General features: G+C 63.4%; 15 protein-coding genes. 11 read left to right on the plus strand and 4 right to left on the minus strand.

Annotated elements, in window-relative coordinates:
* Positions 1–31 precede the first annotated feature (31 nt).
* Positions 32–2,011: a hybrid sensor histidine kinase/response regulator gene (locus tag IDM28_RS19650; RefSeq protein ID WP_188036721.1), complete on the minus strand. Its 1,980-nt coding sequence runs from the start codon at positions 2,009–2,011 to the stop codon at positions 32–34.
* Between the two features lie 264 nt (positions 2,012–2,275).
* Between IDM28_RS19650 and IDM28_RS19655 the strand changes: the two genes are divergently transcribed.
* The 4 genes from IDM28_RS19655 to IDM28_RS19670 all read left to right on the plus strand — a co-directional run bounded on the left by IDM28_RS19655 (position 2,276) and on the right by IDM28_RS19670 (position 5,737).
* Positions 2,276–3,073: a hydroxymethylpyrimidine/phosphomethylpyrimidine kinase gene (locus IDM28_RS19655; RefSeq protein WP_188036722.1), complete on the plus strand. Its 798-nt coding sequence runs from the start codon at positions 2,276–2,278 to the stop codon at positions 3,071–3,073.
* A gap of 21 nt (positions 3,074–3,094) precedes the next feature.
* Positions 3,095–3,718, plus strand: a complete 624-nt coding sequence (thiE, locus tag IDM28_RS19660; RefSeq protein WP_188036723.1) for a thiamine phosphate synthase — start codon at positions 3,095–3,097, stop codon at positions 3,716–3,718.
* Positions 3,719–3,733: 15 nt separating this feature from the next.
* Positions 3,734–5,017 carry a glutamate-1-semialdehyde 2,1-aminomutase gene (gene hemL / locus IDM28_RS19665; RefSeq protein ID WP_101322245.1) on the plus strand — a complete coding sequence of 428 codons (1,284 nt, stop codon included), beginning with the start codon at positions 3,734–3,736 and terminating at the stop codon, positions 5,015–5,017.
* A 162-nt stretch (positions 5,018–5,179) separates the two neighbouring features.
* The gene (locus tag IDM28_RS19670; RefSeq protein ID WP_101322246.1) at positions 5,180–5,737 is read left to right on the plus strand and encodes a tetratricopeptide repeat protein; all 558 of its coding nucleotides are present in this window, start codon (positions 5,180–5,182) and stop codon (positions 5,735–5,737) included.
* A gap of 3 nt (positions 5,738–5,740) precedes the next feature.
* Here the strand turns inward: IDM28_RS19670 and IDM28_RS19675 are convergent, their stop codons facing one another.
* A complete protein-coding gene (locus IDM28_RS19675) occupies positions 5,741–6,067 on the minus strand; it encodes a DUF1820 family protein (RefSeq protein ID WP_101322247.1) in 327 nt (108 codons plus the stop codon).
* A 208-nt stretch (positions 6,068–6,275) separates the two neighbouring features.
* Between IDM28_RS19675 and IDM28_RS19680 the strand changes: the two genes are divergently transcribed.
* From IDM28_RS19680 to lnt, 4 genes are read left to right on the plus strand one after another with little or no spacing between them, the layout of a single operon-like run.
* Positions 6,276–7,268, plus strand: coding sequence for a PhoH family protein (locus IDM28_RS19680; protein ID WP_101322248.1), 993 nt, complete (start codon positions 6,276–6,278; stop codon positions 7,266–7,268).
* Positions 7,261–7,749, plus strand: coding sequence for an rRNA maturation RNase YbeY (gene ybeY / locus IDM28_RS19685; protein WP_101322249.1), 489 nt, complete (start codon positions 7,261–7,263; stop codon positions 7,747–7,749). Before IDM28_RS19680 ends, ybeY begins: the two co-directional genes overlap by 8 nt.
* Before the next feature lie 5 nt (positions 7,750–7,754).
* Entirely contained in the window at positions 7,755–8,594 is an 840-nt protein-coding gene (locus tag IDM28_RS19690; RefSeq protein WP_101322250.1) for an HlyC/CorC family transporter, read from the plus strand.
* 8 nt (positions 8,595–8,602) lie between these two features.
* The gene (lnt, locus tag IDM28_RS19695) at positions 8,603–10,120 is read left to right on the plus strand and encodes an apolipoprotein N-acyltransferase (RefSeq protein ID WP_188036724.1); all 1,518 of its coding nucleotides are present in this window, start codon (positions 8,603–8,605) and stop codon (positions 10,118–10,120) included.
* A 182-nt stretch (positions 10,121–10,302) separates the two neighbouring features.
* Here lnt and IDM28_RS19700 read toward each other — a convergent pair whose 3' ends face one another.
* Both IDM28_RS19700 and IDM28_RS19705 read right to left on the minus strand, forming a co-directional pair.
* Positions 10,303–11,064 (minus strand): YdcF family protein, encoded by a 762-nt coding sequence (locus tag IDM28_RS19700; protein ID WP_101322252.1) that lies wholly within the window; start codon positions 11,062–11,064, stop codon positions 10,303–10,305.
* 133 nt (positions 11,065–11,197) lie between these two features.
* Positions 11,198–11,512 carry a hypothetical protein gene (locus IDM28_RS19705; RefSeq protein ID WP_101322253.1) on the minus strand — a complete coding sequence of 105 codons (315 nt, stop codon included), beginning with the start codon at positions 11,510–11,512 and terminating at the stop codon, positions 11,198–11,200.
* 239 nt (positions 11,513–11,751) lie between these two features.
* Between IDM28_RS19705 and leuS the strand changes: the two genes are divergently transcribed.
* The 3 genes from leuS to holA all read left to right on the plus strand — a co-directional run bounded on the left by leuS (position 11,752) and on the right by holA (position 16,102).
* Positions 11,752–14,358 carry a leucine--tRNA ligase gene (leuS, locus tag IDM28_RS19710; RefSeq protein ID WP_188036725.1) on the plus strand — a complete coding sequence of 869 codons (2,607 nt, stop codon included), beginning with the start codon at positions 11,752–11,754 and terminating at the stop codon, positions 14,356–14,358.
* Positions 14,359–14,419: 61 nt separating this feature from the next.
* Positions 14,420–15,025 carry an LPS assembly lipoprotein LptE gene (gene lptE / locus IDM28_RS19715; RefSeq protein WP_101322255.1) on the plus strand — a complete coding sequence of 202 codons (606 nt, stop codon included), beginning with the start codon at positions 14,420–14,422 and terminating at the stop codon, positions 15,023–15,025.
* A gap of 39 nt (positions 15,026–15,064) precedes the next feature.
* Positions 15,065–16,102, plus strand: coding sequence for a DNA polymerase III subunit delta (holA, locus tag IDM28_RS19720; RefSeq protein WP_101322256.1), 1,038 nt, complete (start codon positions 15,065–15,067; stop codon positions 16,100–16,102).
* The last annotated feature ends 10 nt before the right edge of the window (positions 16,103–16,112 follow it).

The raw sequence follows: 16,112 nt of genomic DNA on the forward strand, positions 1-16,112 counted from the left end.
CGCGGCGGCGCTTTACGACAACGCCGTGCACTCAGAACCTGGCAACGCGGCCCGGCGGCGCCTGAACCTGGGCCGCGCTCAGGTTCAGGGTCAGTTCGAAACGGCTGCCCAGCCCGCGGGTCGACTCATGCGACAGGCTCGCTTCAAGCAAATCGCCCAACTGCCGGCAGATCGACAGGCCGATGCCCAGCCCGCCATAGCGCCGGGTCATCGAGCCATCGACCTGGAAGAAGCGCTGATAAAGCGTGGCCTGATCAAGGTCATCAAAACCAATGCCGCTGTCACTGACGATAAACGACAGCGCCAGGCTGTGCGGGCCAACCCGGCGGCCACGGACCTTGATCATCACCCCACCCTGCTCGGTGAACTTCAAGCCGTTGTCGACCAGGCAACGCAGGCAGCGCATCAGCTTTGGCGCATCACCGACCAGCTCGTCGGGCAGGTCGGCCGGGATATCCAAACTCAGGTACAGGCCTTTGCTCAACGCCAGCCCGGCAAAGCTGGCGCGCAGTTCCTGCAACTCGCGGCGCAGGTTGAACGACAACGGATGCGCACGCAGCCTGCCCGCCTGCAGTTCGCTCAGGATGAGGATGTCGTCGACCATCACCATCATGTCTTGGGCGGAGCGTGTGGCGGTGTGTTGGTACTGGCTGAGTTCGCTGTCCATCGGCAGGGTCTGCATCAGCTGCAGCGAGCCGATCACGCCATTCATCGGGGTGCGCAGCTCGTGGGTCACGGTCGACAGGAACTCGTCCTTCAAACGGTTGCTGCGGGCCAGTTGCTGGTTGAGCTGCTCCAAGGCCTGGCCGGTGTCGCGCAGGGTCTGCGCCTGCTGCTCGCGCAAGCTGTTGATGCGATCGGCCAGAGCCAGCGACAGCAAGGCGACTTCCAGCGCGGAGCCGAGCTGGCTGGCGTACATGGTGATGAACACGTTGGGCAGATAGCCCAGCACCATCAAGGTATTGACCAGCCCGCCGAGCAAAAACGCCGACCAGGCGATGATGAACCAGCGCGCCACCCGCAGCCCGCGCCACCAGGCATACAGCCCGGCGCTGAAGATACTCACGGTGAACAGCAGCGCCAGCACCGTGGCCATGCGCAGAGCCACGCCGTAGCGCAGGGTCACCGCCAGCACCATGACCAGCGCGCCGCCGAGCATCAGCACTTGCAGCAGCCGGTCGAAGCCGCGGCTGAGCAGGCCCATCTGCAGGAAGTGGCGGGCAAACTGGCAGCCGAACAAGCCGGCGGCACCGATGAACAGCGGTGTCGCCGCGTTTGCCCACCACGGGCTGTCCGGCCAGAAATACGCCACTCCGGCGCCGTTGACCGACACCTGGTACAAGCCGAACGAGGCTATATAGAGGATGTAATAGAGGTAGCTGACGTCGCGCACACTGATGTAGATGAACAGGTTGTACACCAGCATCACCAGCAACACGCCGTAGATCATCCCCAGCACATACAGGCGGGTAGGCTGATCTTCCATGTAGGCATTCACCGACCATAGCGTCAGCGGCGCCTGAACCGAGCCTTCGCTCTGCAGGCGCAGATACACCGTGGTCGGCTGGCCGGGCTGCAGCGGTAGTTCGAACAGGTAGTTGTTCTGCTGGATCTGCCGGCTGGCATACGGCAAGGCATCACCGGTGCGCTGCGCCAGCTTGAAATGGCCATGGGCGTCGGCCAGGTACAGCTCGAGGTGATCGAGCGGCGGGTAGGCGAGTTCCAGCAGCCATTGGCGGGCGGCCTGGGTGGCCGGCGCGACGTAGCGCAGATCAAGGCGCAGCCAGAACACCGAGTTGGAATAACCGGCGTTGAGCACGTCTTCTTTATGGGTGACAAAACGCTCGGCAAATTCCGCCGAGCTGACCTCGGCAATGGTCGCACTGGCCGTGCGGTCCTCATACACCTGCATGATTTTGCCTAGCGGCAGACGCCGGGTCGCGTCGTCAAAATCCACAGCTGCGGCGAGCACGGGCAAGCAGCCCAGCAAGATGATCAGCAAATAGCGCATTACAGCCCCAGCATGGCCCTTTCGGTTGCGTCGCGTTGGCCCCCTTTCCCTTTGAGGCGACGTAATCCGGTAGAGCCCGTTATCGAATTATTTGTGCACTCTAGCATAGCCATCAGTGATGGCGATCAAGTCCGCATGATTTTGACTGAACAGCTCTAGCACGCCATTTACAGGCGAAATAACCGTCCCATCCCGAGCAACGCCCTGCACTATCGACACGCGGGGCGCTTCGCCGAAATAGGTTTGGTGGTAAGCTCGCCGACCATGAATATCTACAGCTCCCGCCCCGTTGTCCTCTGTCTCTCCGGCCACGACCCCAGTGGCGGCGCCGGCCTGCAGGCAGATATCGAAGCCCTGATCGCCCAAGGCTGTCACGCCGCGCCCGCCGTGACCGCTCTGACCGTGCAGGATACCGTCAACGTCTCCGACTTCCGCGTGCTCGACCGCGAGTGGGTGCTGGCCCAGGCCAACGCCGTACTCAACGACTCGCAGGTGGCGGCGGTGAAGCTGGGCATGCTCGGCTCGATCGAAATGGTCGACACCGTAGCCGAGCTGCTGGCCGCGCACCCGCACCTGCCGCTGGTCTGTGACCCGGTACTGCGCGCTGGCGGCGGTGGTCGGCTGGGCAAGGATGAGGTCGGCTATGCCGTGCGCGAACGGCTGTTGCCGCTGGCGACCATCGCCACGCCCAACCTGCCCGAGGCACGCATTCTCGCCGAGCTGCCCGAAGGCACTGCCGACGAGTGCGCAGCCAAGCTGCTGCCGTTCTGCAAAAACCTGTTGATTACCGGCGGCCACGGTGACGAAGACGCCATTCATAACCGCCTGTACAGCCGCGATGGCAGCAGCCAGACCTGGCTCTGCCAGCGCTTGCCGGGCAGCTATCACGGTTCCGGTTGCACCTTGGCCAGCGCTCTGGCCGGTCGCCTGGCCCTTGGCGAAGAACTGCAAAGCGCCGTACGCAGCGCCCTCGACTACACCTGGCGGACTCTGCGCGACGCCGAACAACTGGGCCGTGGCCAATTCGTGCCGCGCCGCCTGCCGCTGGATTTCTGCTCCTGAGCTACGCACACGAGGCCTGACATGAAGCTACGCGGTCTGTACGCGATCACCGACAGCCAGCTGCTCGCTGGCCGCTTTGAATCCCATGTAGAAGCGGCGCTGGCCGGCGGTGTGCGCCTGCTGCAGTACCGCGACAAGAGCGACGATGCGGCCAAGCGCCTGCGCGAAGCGGAAGCCTTGAAGGTGCTCTGCGAGCGTTACGGCACCCAACTGATCATCAACGACGACGCCGAGCTGGCCGCGCGCCTGGGCGTCGGCGTGCACCTGGGCCAGACCGACGGCCCGCTGACACCTGCCAGAGCCTTGCTCGGGCGCAATGCAATCATCGGCTCGACCTGTCACGCTCAACTCGAGCTGGCCGAGCAGGCCGCCCGTGAAGGCGCCAACTATGTCGCTTTCGGGCGCTTTTTCAACTCCGTGACCAAACCCGGCGCGCCGGCTGCCAGCCTGGAGTTGCTGGCCCAGGCCCGCGCCACGGTGAAACTGCCGATCGCCGTGATCGGCGGCGTCACCCTCGACAACGCCTCGGCATTGATCGACCACGGCGCCGACCTGCTGGCCGTCATTCATGGCCTGTTTGCGGCTGACGACGCCCACGAAGTCACCCGCCGGGCCCGCGCGTTCAACGCGCTGTTCGCTTCCTGAATTCGAGAGAAAACCATGTCCCGTTCCGAACTCCTTTTTGCCCAGGCCCAGAAGCACATCCCCGGTGGCGTCAACTCGCCGGTGCGTGCCTTCAAGAGCGTCGGTGGCACGCCGCTGTTCTTCAAGCACGCCCAGGGCGCCTACGTCATCGATGAAGACGACAAGCGCTACGTCGACTATGTCGGCTCGTGGGGGCCGATGATTCTCGGCCACAGCCACCCGGACGTGCTCGACTCGGTGCGCAAGCAGCTCGAACACGGCTTGTCGTACGGCGCGCCGACCGCGATGGAAACCGAGATGGCCGACCTGGTCTGCTCGCTGGTGCCGTCGATGGAGATGGTGCGTATGGTCAGCTCCGGCACCGAAGCGACCATGAGCGCCATTCGCCTGGCTCGTGGCTACACCGGCCGCGACGCTATCATCAAGTTCGAAGGCTGCTACCACGGCCACTCCGACAGCCTGCTGGTCAAGGCCGGCTCCGGCCTGCTGACCCAGGGCGTGCCGAGTTCGGCCGGGGTCCCGGCAGACTTTGCCAAGCACACCCTGACCCTGCCGTTCAACGACCTCGCCGAAGTCGAAAAGACCCTCGCCGAAGTCGGCCAGAGTGTCGCCTGTATCATCGTCGAGCCGGTTGCCGGCAACATGAACTGCGTGCCGCCGGCGCCGGGCTTTCTTGAAGGCCTGCGCGAGCAGTGCGACAAGCATGGCGTGGTGTTGATCTTCGACGAAGTGATGACTGGCTTCCGGGTATCGCTGGGCGGCGCCCAGGGTCATTACGGCATCACCCCGGACCTGTCTACCTTCGGCAAGATCGTCGGTGGCGGCATGCCGGTCGGCTGCTTCGGCGGCAAGCGCGCGATCATGGAATGCATCGCCCCGCTCGGCCCGGTCTACCAGGCCGGTACCCTGTCGGGTAACCCACTGGCCATGGCCGCCGGCCTGACTACCCTCAAGCTGATCAGCCGTCCGGGCTTCCACGATGAGCTGAGCCGCTTCACCAGCAACCTGCTCGACGGCCTGCAACAGCGCGCCGATGCTGCGGGCGTGCCGTTTGTCACCACTCAAGCGGGTGGTATGTTTGGCCTGTACTTCACCGGCGCGGACGATATCGTCACCTTCGACGACGTCATGGCCAGCGACACCGAGCGCTTCAAGCGCTTCTTCCACCTGATGCTAGAAGGCGGTGTGTACCTGGCGCCAAGCGCTTATGAGGCTGGTTTCACCTCGATCGTGCATGGCGATACCGAGCTGAAAATCACTTTGGATGCGGCCGAGCGGGCGTTTGCCAAGCTGAAGTAAATCAGCGCGGCTGAGGGCCTATTCGCGGCGGTCCGCCGCGAATAGGCCCCCGCAGACCCACCTTCAACAGAAAATCGAGTAAAACTTTGTAAGGTTGGCGCTGCTTATCCCATAATGTGCCACCAGAGACATCGGACAGCTTGCAGAGGTAAGTCGATCCCCATGAACCGCACCGGCCGCGCCCTGACCCTGGGCTGCCTGTTGCTCCTTCAGCCCCTGCTGGCCTTGGCAGAGGGCGGTAACTCGTTGCTGATTCCAGCGACGGGCCGCTGCACTCTCAACGTTCAGCCAGAGGACCTGCAGAACGCCCTCAAGGCGTGCGAGCACACTGCCGAGTCTGGGGATGCCCAGGCGCAGTACGAGCTGGGCGAGTTCTACTACAGCGGTAACGGCGAGCAAGCCGCACGCGACCTCAACAAAGCCCTCAACTGGTTCCAGCAAGCCTCGTTGCAAGGCCATGCTCAGGCCCAGTATCGGCTTGGCTCGATGTTCTTCCATGGTGAAGGGGTCAAGGCCAACAATGTCCAGGCGTACATTCTGCTGAAGATGGCCGCGGTCAACGGTGCCGAGGATGCCCTCGACCTGGCTGACGAAGTCACCGAGCAGATGCCCCGCGACGAACTCGAGCATGCCACCCAGGTGCTCGGCCAGATCTTCCGCAAATACCTGCTCGAACTGCAGAACGCCGAGGGCCGCAGCCCTTTCGCCCCGCTGCCGTAAGGATTATTTGGTAGGTATTGGCATCGGGAACGGCATCACGTTGCCGGTGATCTTGGCTTCGCTGATCTTCGCCGTACCCAACCGCTCGACTTCATCGATGCGCACGATCGAGTGCATCGGCACGAAGCTGCGGATCACTCCCTCAAACTGGGCCTTGAGCTTTTCTTCGCTCGGATCGACCACCACCTGGGTGCGCTCGCCGAAGACGAACTCTTCGATTTCGAGAAAACCCCAGAGGTCGCTCTGGAAGATCTGCTTGGCATACATTTCAAAGACCTGCCCCTGATTGAGGAAGATCACTTTGTAGATCGCGGGTTCGCTTTTGCTCATGATCGGCGTATAGGCACACTGGTCTGAAAATGGCCCGCATCATAGCAGAGCCCGGCCCACTGCGAGGCCTCACATGGCGCCGACGGCGGGTCAATTGGTCGGCAAAAGCGCCCGCACCGACCCTTGATCGTTTCAGTGCTTTCGCCACTGTCAGACAAGGGTTATTCTTGAGTTCACCTCTATAGCCGGCGAGCGGCCTAAAACGACCTTGAACGCACCCATAGAACCCCATCGTTTCATCCTCGAACCCTTCGAGGCCCATCGTTTCGCCAACCTGTGTGGCCAGTTCGACGAGCACCTGCGGCTCATCGAGCAGCGTCTGTCCATCCAGATCCGCAACCGCGGCAACCAGTTCGAACTGGTCGGCGAACCCAAGACCACCTCCGCTGCCGAACAGCTGCTGCGCCGTCTCTATCGTGAGACCAAGGCCACCGAGCTGTCGCCGGAAACGGTCCACCTGTATCTGCAGGAGTCGGCGGTCGAACACATCGCCAACCCGGCGGTCAACGAGGTCAGCGTTTCGCTGCGCACGCGCAAGGGCAAGATCACCCCGCGCGGTGCCAACCAGCAACGCTACGTCAAAGAGATCCTCGCCAACGACATCAACTTCGGTGTTGGCCCGGCCGGTACCGGCAAGACCTACCTGGCCGTAGCCTGCGCAGTCGATGCGCTGGAGCGCGAACAGGTGCGGCGCATCCTGCTGGTGCGTCCGGCGGTCGAAGCGGGCGAAAAGCTCGGTTTCCTGCCCGGCGACCTGTCGCAGAAGATCGACCCGTACCTGCGTCCGCTGTACGACGCTCTCTACGAAATGCTCGGTTTCGAGCATGTGGCCAAGCTGATCGAGCGTCAGGTCATCGAGATCGCGCCGCTGGCGTACATGCGCGGTCGTACCTTGAACAACAGCTTCATTATCCTCGACGAAAGCCAGAACACCACGCTCGAGCAGATGAAGATGTTCCTCACCCGGATCGGCTTCGGCTCGACCGCGGTGATCACCGGTGACATCACCCAGGTCGACCTGCCACGCGGCACCAAGTCGGGCCTGACCCATGTCATCGATGTGCTCAAGGACGTGCAGGGCATCAGCTTTACCCACTTCCAGTCCAAGGACGTCGTGCGTCATCCATTGGTGCAGCGCATCGTCGAGGCCTACGACCGTTTCGAGAGCCGCCAGGCCGAGGCACCCGCACGCGATGCTTGAACTCGACCTGCAACGGGCTACCGATGCGGCCAGCCCTGATGACGCCGACTTCCGCCGCTGGTGTGAGCTGGCCTTGCGCCAGCGCACTGCCGATTCGGAAATGACCATTCGCCTGGTCGATGAAAGCGAAGGCCGTGAGCTCAATCACACCTACCGTCATAAAGATTACGCAACCAATGTGTTGTCATTTCCTGCCGACGTCCCCGACGAACTGCTCGATATTCCCCTGCTGGGCGATCTGGTGATCTGCGTGGCCGTGGTCGAGCGCGAAGCGGCCGAACAGGGCAAGGCACTTGAAGCACATTGGGCACACCTGGTTATCCATGGTTGCCTGCATCTGCTTGGCTACGATCACATCGATGATGACGAAGCCGAAGAGATGGAAGCACTGGAACGAACATTGCTGGCAGAACTGGGTCACCCTGACCCGTATGCCGACGACCACCTCCCTACTACCGACATCAGCAAGGAACACGAGTAACCGCCATGAGCGAAGACCGATCGAGCAACGGGCAAAAGTCCTGGCTGGGCAAACTGACCCAGGCTTTTGCCCATGAGCCGAAAAACCGCCAGGAGCTCCTCGAGCTGCTGCGCGAAGCCCATCAGAACAAGCTGCTCGACAGCGAAGCGCTGACCATCGTCGAAGGTGCAATTCAGGTCGCCGACCTGCAGGTACGCGACATCATGGTGCCGCGCTCGCAGATGATCAGCATCAAGGCCAGCCAGACCCCGCGCGAGTTTCTGCCGTCGGTGATCGATGCCGCGCACTCGCGTTATCCGGTGGTCGGCGAAAGCCATGACGATGTGCTCGGGATCCTCCTGGCCAAGGATCTGCTGCCGCTGATCCTTCAGGAGAACGGCGACAGCTTCAACATCAAGGACCTGCTGCGCCCGGCCACCTTCGTGCCGGAGTCCAAGCGCCTGAATGTGCTGCTGCGCGAGTTTCGCGCCAACCACAACCACATGGCCGTGGTGATCGACGAATACGGCGGCGTCGCCGGCCTGGTCACCATCGAAGACGTGCTTGAGCAGATCGTCGGCGACATCGAAGACGAACACGATGTCGAGGAAGACAGCTACATCAAGCCGCTGCCAAGTGGCGACTTCCTGGTCAAGGCGCTGACGCCGATCGAGAACTTCAACGAGTTCTTCGACAGCGAGTTCTCCGATGACGAGTTCGACACCGTCGGCGGCCTGGTGATGAGTGCCTTCGGTCACCTGCCCAAGCGCAACGAAACCACCGAAATCGGCGCGTATCGCTTCCGCGTGCTCAACGCCGACAGCCGCCGCGTGCACTTGCTGCGCCTGACCCCGATTAGCCGTTAAGGAACACCATGCGTTGGATCACCCGCCCCGGCTGGCCCGGTAACCTGCTGGCCATGGCGGCCGGCGCGTCTACCCTGCTGGCCCTGTCGCCGTTCGACCTGTGGCCGCTGGCCCTGCTTGCCGTCGGCCTGTTCTACGCTGGCCTGCGCGAGCTGAGCCCACGCCAGGCCCTGGGTCGCGGCTGGTGCTTCGGCTTCGGTCTGTACGGCGCCGGCACCAGCTGGATCTACATCAGCATGACCACCTACGGCGGCGCCTCGCCGTTGTTGGCGGTACTGCTGCTGGTGGCATTCTTTGCCGCCATTGCCTGGTTCTTTGCCCTGCCCGCCTGGCTCTGGGCGCGCTGGCTGCGCCGGAACGAAGCGCCGCTAGCCGACGCCTTGTGCTTTGCCGCGCTGTGGCTGCTGCAAGAGGCCTTCCGCGGCTGGTTCCTGACCGGCTTCCCGTGGCTGTACTCCGGTTACAGCCAGCTGCATGGCCCGCTAGCCGGCCTCGCGCCGCTCGGCGGGGTGTGGCTGATCTCGTTCGCCCTGGCCCTCAGCGCTGCATTGCTGTGCAACCTGCACCGACTGCGCGCACGCCCGGCATTCATGGCAGTTGGCGCACTGTTGCTGGTGGCGCCATGGGGACTCGGCATGGCCCTCAAGGACCACGCCTGGACGCGCCCTGCCGGCGAGCCGCTGAGCGTCGCCGCCGTGCAAGGCAATGTCGAGCAGGACCTGAAGTGGGACCCGGCGCACATCGACGCGCAACTGGCGCTGTACCGCGACATGAGCTTTACCTCCAAGCGAGTGGATCTGCTGGTCTGGCCCGAGACGGCCGTGCCGGTCCTCAAGGATCAGGCCCAGGGCTACATCGACGTGATGGGACGCTTTGCCGCCGAGCGCAACTCGGCCTTGATTACCGGGGTACCGGTGCGCGAAGTGGTGCATCAGCAACGGCGCTACTTCAACGGCATCACCGTGACCGGTGAAGGCGATGGCACCTACCTCAAGCAGAAGCTGGTGCCGTTTGGCGAGTACGTGCCGCTGCAGGACATGCTGCGCGGGGCGATCGAATTCTTCAACCTGCCGATGTCGGACTTCGCCCGCGGCCCGGATGACCAGCCGCTGCTGCAGGCCAAGGGTTATCAGATCGCCCCGTACATCTGCTACGAAGTGGTCTACCCCGAGTTTGCCGCCAGCCTGGCGGCGCGCAGCGATCTGCTCCTGACCATCAGCAACGACACCTGGTTCGGCACCTCGATCGGCCCGCTGCAGCACCTGCAGATGGCGCAGATGCGTGCGCTTGAAGCGGGGCGCTGGATGATCCGTGCGACCAACAATGGCGTTACCGCGCTGATCGACCCGTTTGGCCGCATCACCACGCAGATCCCGCAGTTCCAGCAGGCGATCCTGTATGGCGAAGTGGTGCCGATGCAGCAACTGACGCCCTACCTGCAATGGCGCTCGTGGCCGCTGGCGATTGTTTGCCTGCTGCTGATGGGCTGGGCGTTGGCCGCCAGGCGCATAGCCAAAACCGTGTGAGCCAACCGCGCAACACCTGCCGGCGCGGTCCCCTGTAGGAGCGGCCTTGTGTCGCGAAAGGCCCGCAAAGCGGGCCCGGGGATCTCGGCGGCGAAGCTGAAATCTGGGGCCGCTACGCAGCCCCTTCGCGACACAAGGCCGCTCCTACAAGGGGCGGTGTAATGAGCGGAAGGCGCATTGCCTCAGTAGAACAGCCGATAACCGATCATACCCGCCACCTCATTGAGCAATTGCCCGCTCTGCCAGACTGCTCTGCTTTCAGGCAGCAGCCCGGCAAACGGCCGCGCATGATCCTGGCCGAGGAAGCCCACCGGCGCCGGCACTACCTCGAAGCCCGCCTGCTCGAAGCTCCAGCGCGAGCGCTGCATGTGCCAGGCCTGGGTCACTACCACCACCCGGCGAATGCCCAACGGCTGCAACAGTTGCGCACTCATCTGGGCGTTTTCCCAGGTGGTTCGGCTGGCCTGCTCCTGCCACTTCACCGTAACGCCAAAGTCATCGCGCAGCCGATCGGCCATCAACTGCGCCTCGCTGGGCGGGGTACCGTAGTGTAAGCCACCGCTGGTCAATACCGGCAAACCAGAGGCCTTGGCCAATTGCGCGGCATAGCGCATGCGCTCCAGCGCGTGCCCGGTAGGTTGATCCTGACCACCCCAGGCAGGATCGCCGCGCTCGCGGCCGGCGCCGAGTACCACGATCGCATCTGCCCGCTGGGCCAGCCCCGACCACTGCGCCAGGCTCAGCGGCGTCTCGGTTTCCAGCTGGCGCGCGACCTGCTCCACCACCAGCGGCAGACTCATCAGCCATAAACCGCCCAGCCCCAACGTAAAGCAGGCAAATGCCAGCCGCGGCCGGCGCTTGCGCAACCACCACGCGGCCAGCAGCAAGATGAACAGCAAGCCAGGCGGCATCAGCCACTGCTTGATAAAGAATCGAATAGGCATTGCCTGCACCTCCTGTGAAGGCGTGCAGACTAAGAGGATCGACACCGAGCGACAAGTAGCGCCCGGCGCCGATCATGCTATGTAGATGATTGAACCGGCGCGCGGCGTTTTGCGCGCCAGCAGGCCAGCACGGCTACCGATGCGGCAGCGTCCTGGATCTGACCGGGGCGACGGAGCGCTTCCTGTCCTTGAGCCAGATGATCTTGGCTGAGCTCGGCTCCGCTGGTTTGACCGCAGCGGCGCTGGCAATGCGGCTCTCTGGAAAGATCTCCAGATAGGCCTTGATCACTTCGAACTCTGCGGGGCTCAGGCCACGCAACTCAAGTTCCGCTGGCATCTCGTCGCGCAATCGCACCGCCGTGCGGGCAGCTTCCAAGGCCAGCCCAAGGCGGTCGATCAAGCGTTCATACAGCTCCGGTTTGCTTGCGGGTAACTGCGACTCTCCCATCCGTTCACCTCATTGAAGATAACGATATCTCCCCCCACACCTGAGCTTAGCGGCGTTGTGCAAAGCAGCAGAGCGCTGCGACCAACGGCCCCCGGCGCCGCTGCGGGCCAATTGGGTTTCCCACGATACACAGCGCTCATGTATGCTACGGCGTTCACTCTCACCGACACCGGAGTGCCGGATGCAGCGAGGTTCCGCTGCCGGGAACAAGGTCTTCTCTCTCTCAGCCAAAAGTAGCCATGCACGAACAATACACGCCCCGTGACATAGAAGCCGCCGCCCAGAAATCCTGGGACGAGCAACAATCGTTCGCTGTTACCGAACAGCCAGGCAAAGACACTTTCTATTGCCTATCGATGTTCCCGTACCCGAGCGGCAAGCTACACATGGGCCACGTGCGCAACTACACCATTGGTGACGTGATCGCGCGCTACCAGCGCATGCTCGGCAAGAACGTGCTGCAGCCGATGGGCTGGGACGCCTTCGGCATGCCGGCGGAAAACGCCGCGATGAAGAACAACGTCGCCCCGGCCAAGTGGACCTACGAAAACATCGACTACATGAAGACCCAGCTCAAGAGCCTGGGTCTGGCCATCGACTGGTCGCGTGAAGTCACCACCTGCAAGCCGGACTACTACCGCTGGGAACAGTGGCTGTTCACTCGTCTGTTCGAAAAAGGCGTCATCTACCGCAAGAACGGTACGGTCAACTGGGACCCTGTCGATCAGACGGTACTGGCCAACGAACAGGTTATCGACGGCCGTGGCTGGCGTTCGGGCGCGCTGATCGAAAAGCGCGAAATCCCGATGTACTACTTCCGCATCACCGCATACGCAGACGAGCTGCTGGAAAGCCTCGACGAGTTGCCGGGCTGGCCTGAACAGGTCAAGACCATGCAGCGCAACTGGATCGGCAAGTCGCGCGGGATGGAAGTGCAGTTCCCCTATGACCAGGCAAGCATTGGTCATCCCGGCGCACTTAAAGTCTTCACCACCCGCCCCGACACGCTGATGGGCGCGACCTACGTCGCCGTCGCCGCCGAGCACCCGCTGGCTACCCAGGCTGCCCAAGGCAACCCGGCGCTGCAGGCGTTCATCGACGAATGCAAAGGCGGCAGCGTTGCCGAGGCCGACATGGCCACCCAGGAAAAGAAAGGCCTCGCCACGTCACTGTTCGTCGAGCACCCACTGACCGGTGAGAAACTGCCGGTCTGGGTCGCCAACTATGTGCTGATGCACTACGGCGACGGCGCTGTCATGGCGGTGCCGGCCCACGACGAGCGTGACTTCGAGTTCGCCCAGAAGTACTCGCTGCCGATCAAGGCCGTGGTGCGCACCAGCGCTGGCGACGAAGTCGGCAGCACCTGGGAAGCCGCCTACGGCGAGCACGGCACCCTGATCAACTCCGGCGCCTTTGACGGCCTCGACTTCGCTGGCGCGTTCGACGCCATCGAAGCCGCGCTGATCAGCAAGGAGCTGGGCAAATCGCGCACGCAGTTCCGTCTGCGCGACTGGGGCATCAGCCGCCAGCGCTACTGGGGCTGCCCGATCCCGATCATCCACTGCCCATCGTGCGGCGACGTGCCGGTGCCGGAAGACCAACTGCCAGTCACCCTGCCAGAGAACGTCGTACCCGATGGCGCCGGCTCGCCACTGGCACGCCTGCCTGAGTTCTATGAATGCAGCTGCCCCAAGTGCGGCGCTGCGGCCAAGCGCGAAACCGACACCATGGACACCTTTGTCGAGTCGTCCTGGTACTTCGCCCGTTACGCCTCGCCGAACTACGAAGGTGGCATGGTCGACCCGAAAGCGGCCAACCACTGGCTGCCAGTCGATCAGTACATCGGTGGCATCGAGCACGCCATCCTGCACCTGCTGTATGCGCGCTTCTTCCACAAGCTGATGCGCGATGAAGGCCTGGTCACATCGAACGAGCCGTTCAAGAACCTGCTGACCCAGGGCATGGTTGTTGCCGAAACCTACTACCGTGTAGCCAGCAATGGCGGCAAGGACTGGTTCAACCCGGCTGATGTCGAGCTGGAGCGCGACAGCAAGGCCAAGGTCATCAGTGCTCGCCTCAAGACCGACGGCCTGCCGGTGGAAATCGGCGGCACCGAGAAGATGTCCAAGTCGAAGAACAACGGCGTCGACCCACAGTCGATGATCGACGTCTACGGCGCCGACACCTGCCGCCTGTTCATGATGTTCGCCTCGCCGCCGGACATGAGCCTGGAATGGTCCGATTCCGGCGTTGAAGGCGCAAGCCGCTTCCTGCGTCGCGTCTGGCGCCTGGCCCAGGCCCATGTGAGCCTCGGCTTGCCGGGCAAGCTGGACACTGCGGCACTGGATGACGGGCAAAAGGCGATCCGCCGCGCGATTCACGTGGCGATCAAGCAAGCCAGCAGCGATGTTGGCCTGCACCATAAATTCAACACTGCCATCGCCCAGGTGATGACAGTGATGAACGTACTGGAAAAAGCCCCGACCGCTACCGCCCAGGACCGTGCCCTGCTGCAGGAAGGCCTGGAAGCAGTCACCCTGCTGCTGGCACCGATCACCCCGCACATCAGCCATTCGCTGTGGCAGCACCTGGGCCACAGCGAGGCGGTGATCGACGCCACCTGGCCGAGCGTGGATGAAAGCGCCCTGGTGCAAGACAGCGTGACACTGGTGGTACAGGTCAACGGCAAGCTGCGTGGTCAAGTCGAAATGCCCGCCACTGCCAGCCGCGAAGAAGTCGAAGCTGCGGCGCGCGCCAACGAAAACGTGGTGCGCTTCACCGACGGCCTGACCATTCGCAAGGTCATCGTGGTTCCAGGCAAACTGGTCAACATCGTCGCCAACTGATGGCAACGCTCGCCCGCAGGCACTGCGGGCGAGCGGAATCGGCCCACAAGGGAGCTTCAACATGATCAAACGCAATCTGCTGGTAATGGGCCTGGCCGTCATGCTCAGCGCCTGCGGTTTCCAGCTGCGCGGCACCGGCACTACCGAGCTGACCATCAAGGAACTTGATGTCAGCGCGCGTGACGCCTACGGCCAGACCGTTACCCAACTGCGCCAGGTACTTGAGCGCAGCGGCGTCAGCCTGCGCAGCGGTGCGCCGTATCGCCTGTCGCTCGACAACGAGCAGCAGACCCAGCGCGCAGTCACCTACAGCAGCGGCAGTCGCTCGGCCGAGTACGAACTCACCACCGTGCTCAACTACAGCATCAACGGCCTGAACAACGTGCCGCTGCTAAGCGACAAGCTCGAAGTGCGCAAGATCTACGTGCGTGACGGCGACAACATCACCGGTTCCGACCAGGAAGGCACCCAGACCCGCGACGAGATGCGCCGTGATCTGGTCCAGGCCATGGTCGTACGCCTGCAGATGCTGACCCCAGCTCACCTCGACGAACTGCAGCAGCAAGCGGATCAACGTGCCAAGGCTGAAGCCGAAGCCGCCGCAGCCGCGCAGCGCTATCGTGACGAAACCCCGCAGCAGTCGCCACTGGAAATCCCGGGCACCTAAGCCCGTGCGGGGCACCGCCAGGTGCCCCGACCTCTGCTCATGAAGCTCGCCCCCGCCCAACTCAACAAGCATCTGCAAGGTACTCTTGCGCCTGTCTATATCGTTAGCGGCGATGACCCGCTGCTGTGCCAGGAGGCCGCCGACGCGATTCGCGCCGCCGCCCGCCAGCAGGGTTTTGACGAGCGCCAGGTGTTCAGTGCCGATGCCAACTTCGACTGGGGTACGCTGCTGCAAGCCGGTGCCAGCCTGTCGCTGTTCGCCCAGCGGCGCCTGCTCGAGCTGCGCCTGCCCTCGGGCAAGCCTGGTGACAAGGGCGCGGCGGCGCTGATCGAGTACTGCTCGCGGCCCGCTGAAGACACTTTGCTGTTGATCAGCCTGCCCAAGCTCGACGGCAGCGCGCAGAAAACCAAATGGGGCAAGGCGCTGGTCGAGGGCAGTCAGTGCCAGTTCATCCAGATCTGGCCGATCGATGCGCAGCAGTTGCCGCAGTGGATCAATCAGCGTTTGGCCCAGGCCGGGCTGTCGGCCCAGCGGGATGCGGTCGACCTGATTGCGGCGCGGGTCGAGGGCAACCTGCTCGCAGCCGCCCAAGAGATCGAAAAGCTCAAGCTGCTCGCCGAAGGCAACCAGATCACCGTCGAAACCGTGCAGAGCGCGGTGGCCGACAGTGCTCGCTTCGATGTGTTTGGCCTGGTCGATGCCATTCTCAAAGGCGATGCGACCCATGCCCTGCGCATGCTTGAAGGCCTGCGCGGCGAGGGCGTCGAGCCCCCGGTGATTCTCTGGGCCCTGGCCCGCGAGCTGCGCCTGCTGGCGGGTATCGCCTTGCAGTTCAGCCAGGGCATCCCGCTCGACAAAGCCTTCAGCCAGGCGCGTCCGCCGGTATGGGACAAGCGCCGGCCACTGGTCAGCAAGGCCCTGCAACGGCTGTCGGCGCAGCGCTGGGCGCAGTTGCTGCAGGATGCTCAGCGTATCGATGCGCAGATCAAGGGCCAGGCGCCTGGTTCGCCTTGGACGGGGTTGACGCGGTTGGCGCTGTTGATGGCTGGGCAGCGATTGGTATTGCCTTCGGAATAGCCGGGGCCGC

The organism is Pseudomonas sp. EZ-C24 (genome assembly GCF_014525325.1).
GTDB classification, from domain to species: Bacteria; Pseudomonadota; Gammaproteobacteria; order Pseudomonadales; family Pseudomonadaceae; genus Aquipseudomonas; species Aquipseudomonas shirazensis.

What these genes read in the sequence shown, in the direction of transcription:
- IDM28_RS19650 (WP_188036721.1), bottom strand. Translation starts at nt 2,011, where the DNA reads ATGCGCTATTTGCTGATCATCTTGCTGGGCTGCTTGCCCGTGCTCGCC.
- IDM28_RS19655 (WP_188036722.1), top strand. Translation starts at nt 2,276, where the DNA reads ATGAATATCTACAGCTCCCGCCCCGTTGTCCTCTGTCTCTCCGGCCAC.
- thiE (WP_188036723.1), top strand. Translation starts at nt 3,095, where the DNA reads ATGAAGCTACGCGGTCTGTACGCGATCACCGACAGCCAGCTGCTCGCT.
- hemL (WP_101322245.1), top strand. Translation starts at nt 3,734, where the DNA reads ATGTCCCGTTCCGAACTCCTTTTTGCCCAGGCCCAGAAGCACATCCCC.
- IDM28_RS19670 (WP_101322246.1), top strand. Translation starts at nt 5,180, where the DNA reads ATGAACCGCACCGGCCGCGCCCTGACCCTGGGCTGCCTGTTGCTCCTT.
- IDM28_RS19675 (WP_101322247.1), bottom strand. Translation starts at nt 6,067, where the DNA reads ATGAGCAAAAGCGAACCCGCGATCTACAAAGTGATCTTCCTCAATCAG.
- ybeY (WP_101322249.1), top strand. Translation starts at nt 7,261, where the DNA reads ATGCTTGAACTCGACCTGCAACGGGCTACCGATGCGGCCAGCCCTGAT.
- IDM28_RS19690 (WP_101322250.1), top strand. Translation starts at nt 7,755, where the DNA reads ATGAGCGAAGACCGATCGAGCAACGGGCAAAAGTCCTGGCTGGGCAAA.
- lnt (WP_188036724.1), top strand. Translation starts at nt 8,603, where the DNA reads ATGCGTTGGATCACCCGCCCCGGCTGGCCCGGTAACCTGCTGGCCATG.
- IDM28_RS19700 (WP_101322252.1), bottom strand. Translation starts at nt 11,064, where the DNA reads ATGCCTATTCGATTCTTTATCAAGCAGTGGCTGATGCCGCCTGGCTTG.
- IDM28_RS19705 (WP_101322253.1), bottom strand. Translation starts at nt 11,512, where the DNA reads ATGGGAGAGTCGCAGTTACCCGCAAGCAAACCGGAGCTGTATGAACGC.
- leuS (WP_188036725.1), top strand. Translation starts at nt 11,752, where the DNA reads ATGCACGAACAATACACGCCCCGTGACATAGAAGCCGCCGCCCAGAAA.
- lptE (WP_101322255.1), top strand. Translation starts at nt 14,420, where the DNA reads ATGATCAAACGCAATCTGCTGGTAATGGGCCTGGCCGTCATGCTCAGC.
- holA (WP_101322256.1), top strand. Translation starts at nt 15,065, where the DNA reads ATGAAGCTCGCCCCCGCCCAACTCAACAAGCATCTGCAAGGTACTCTT.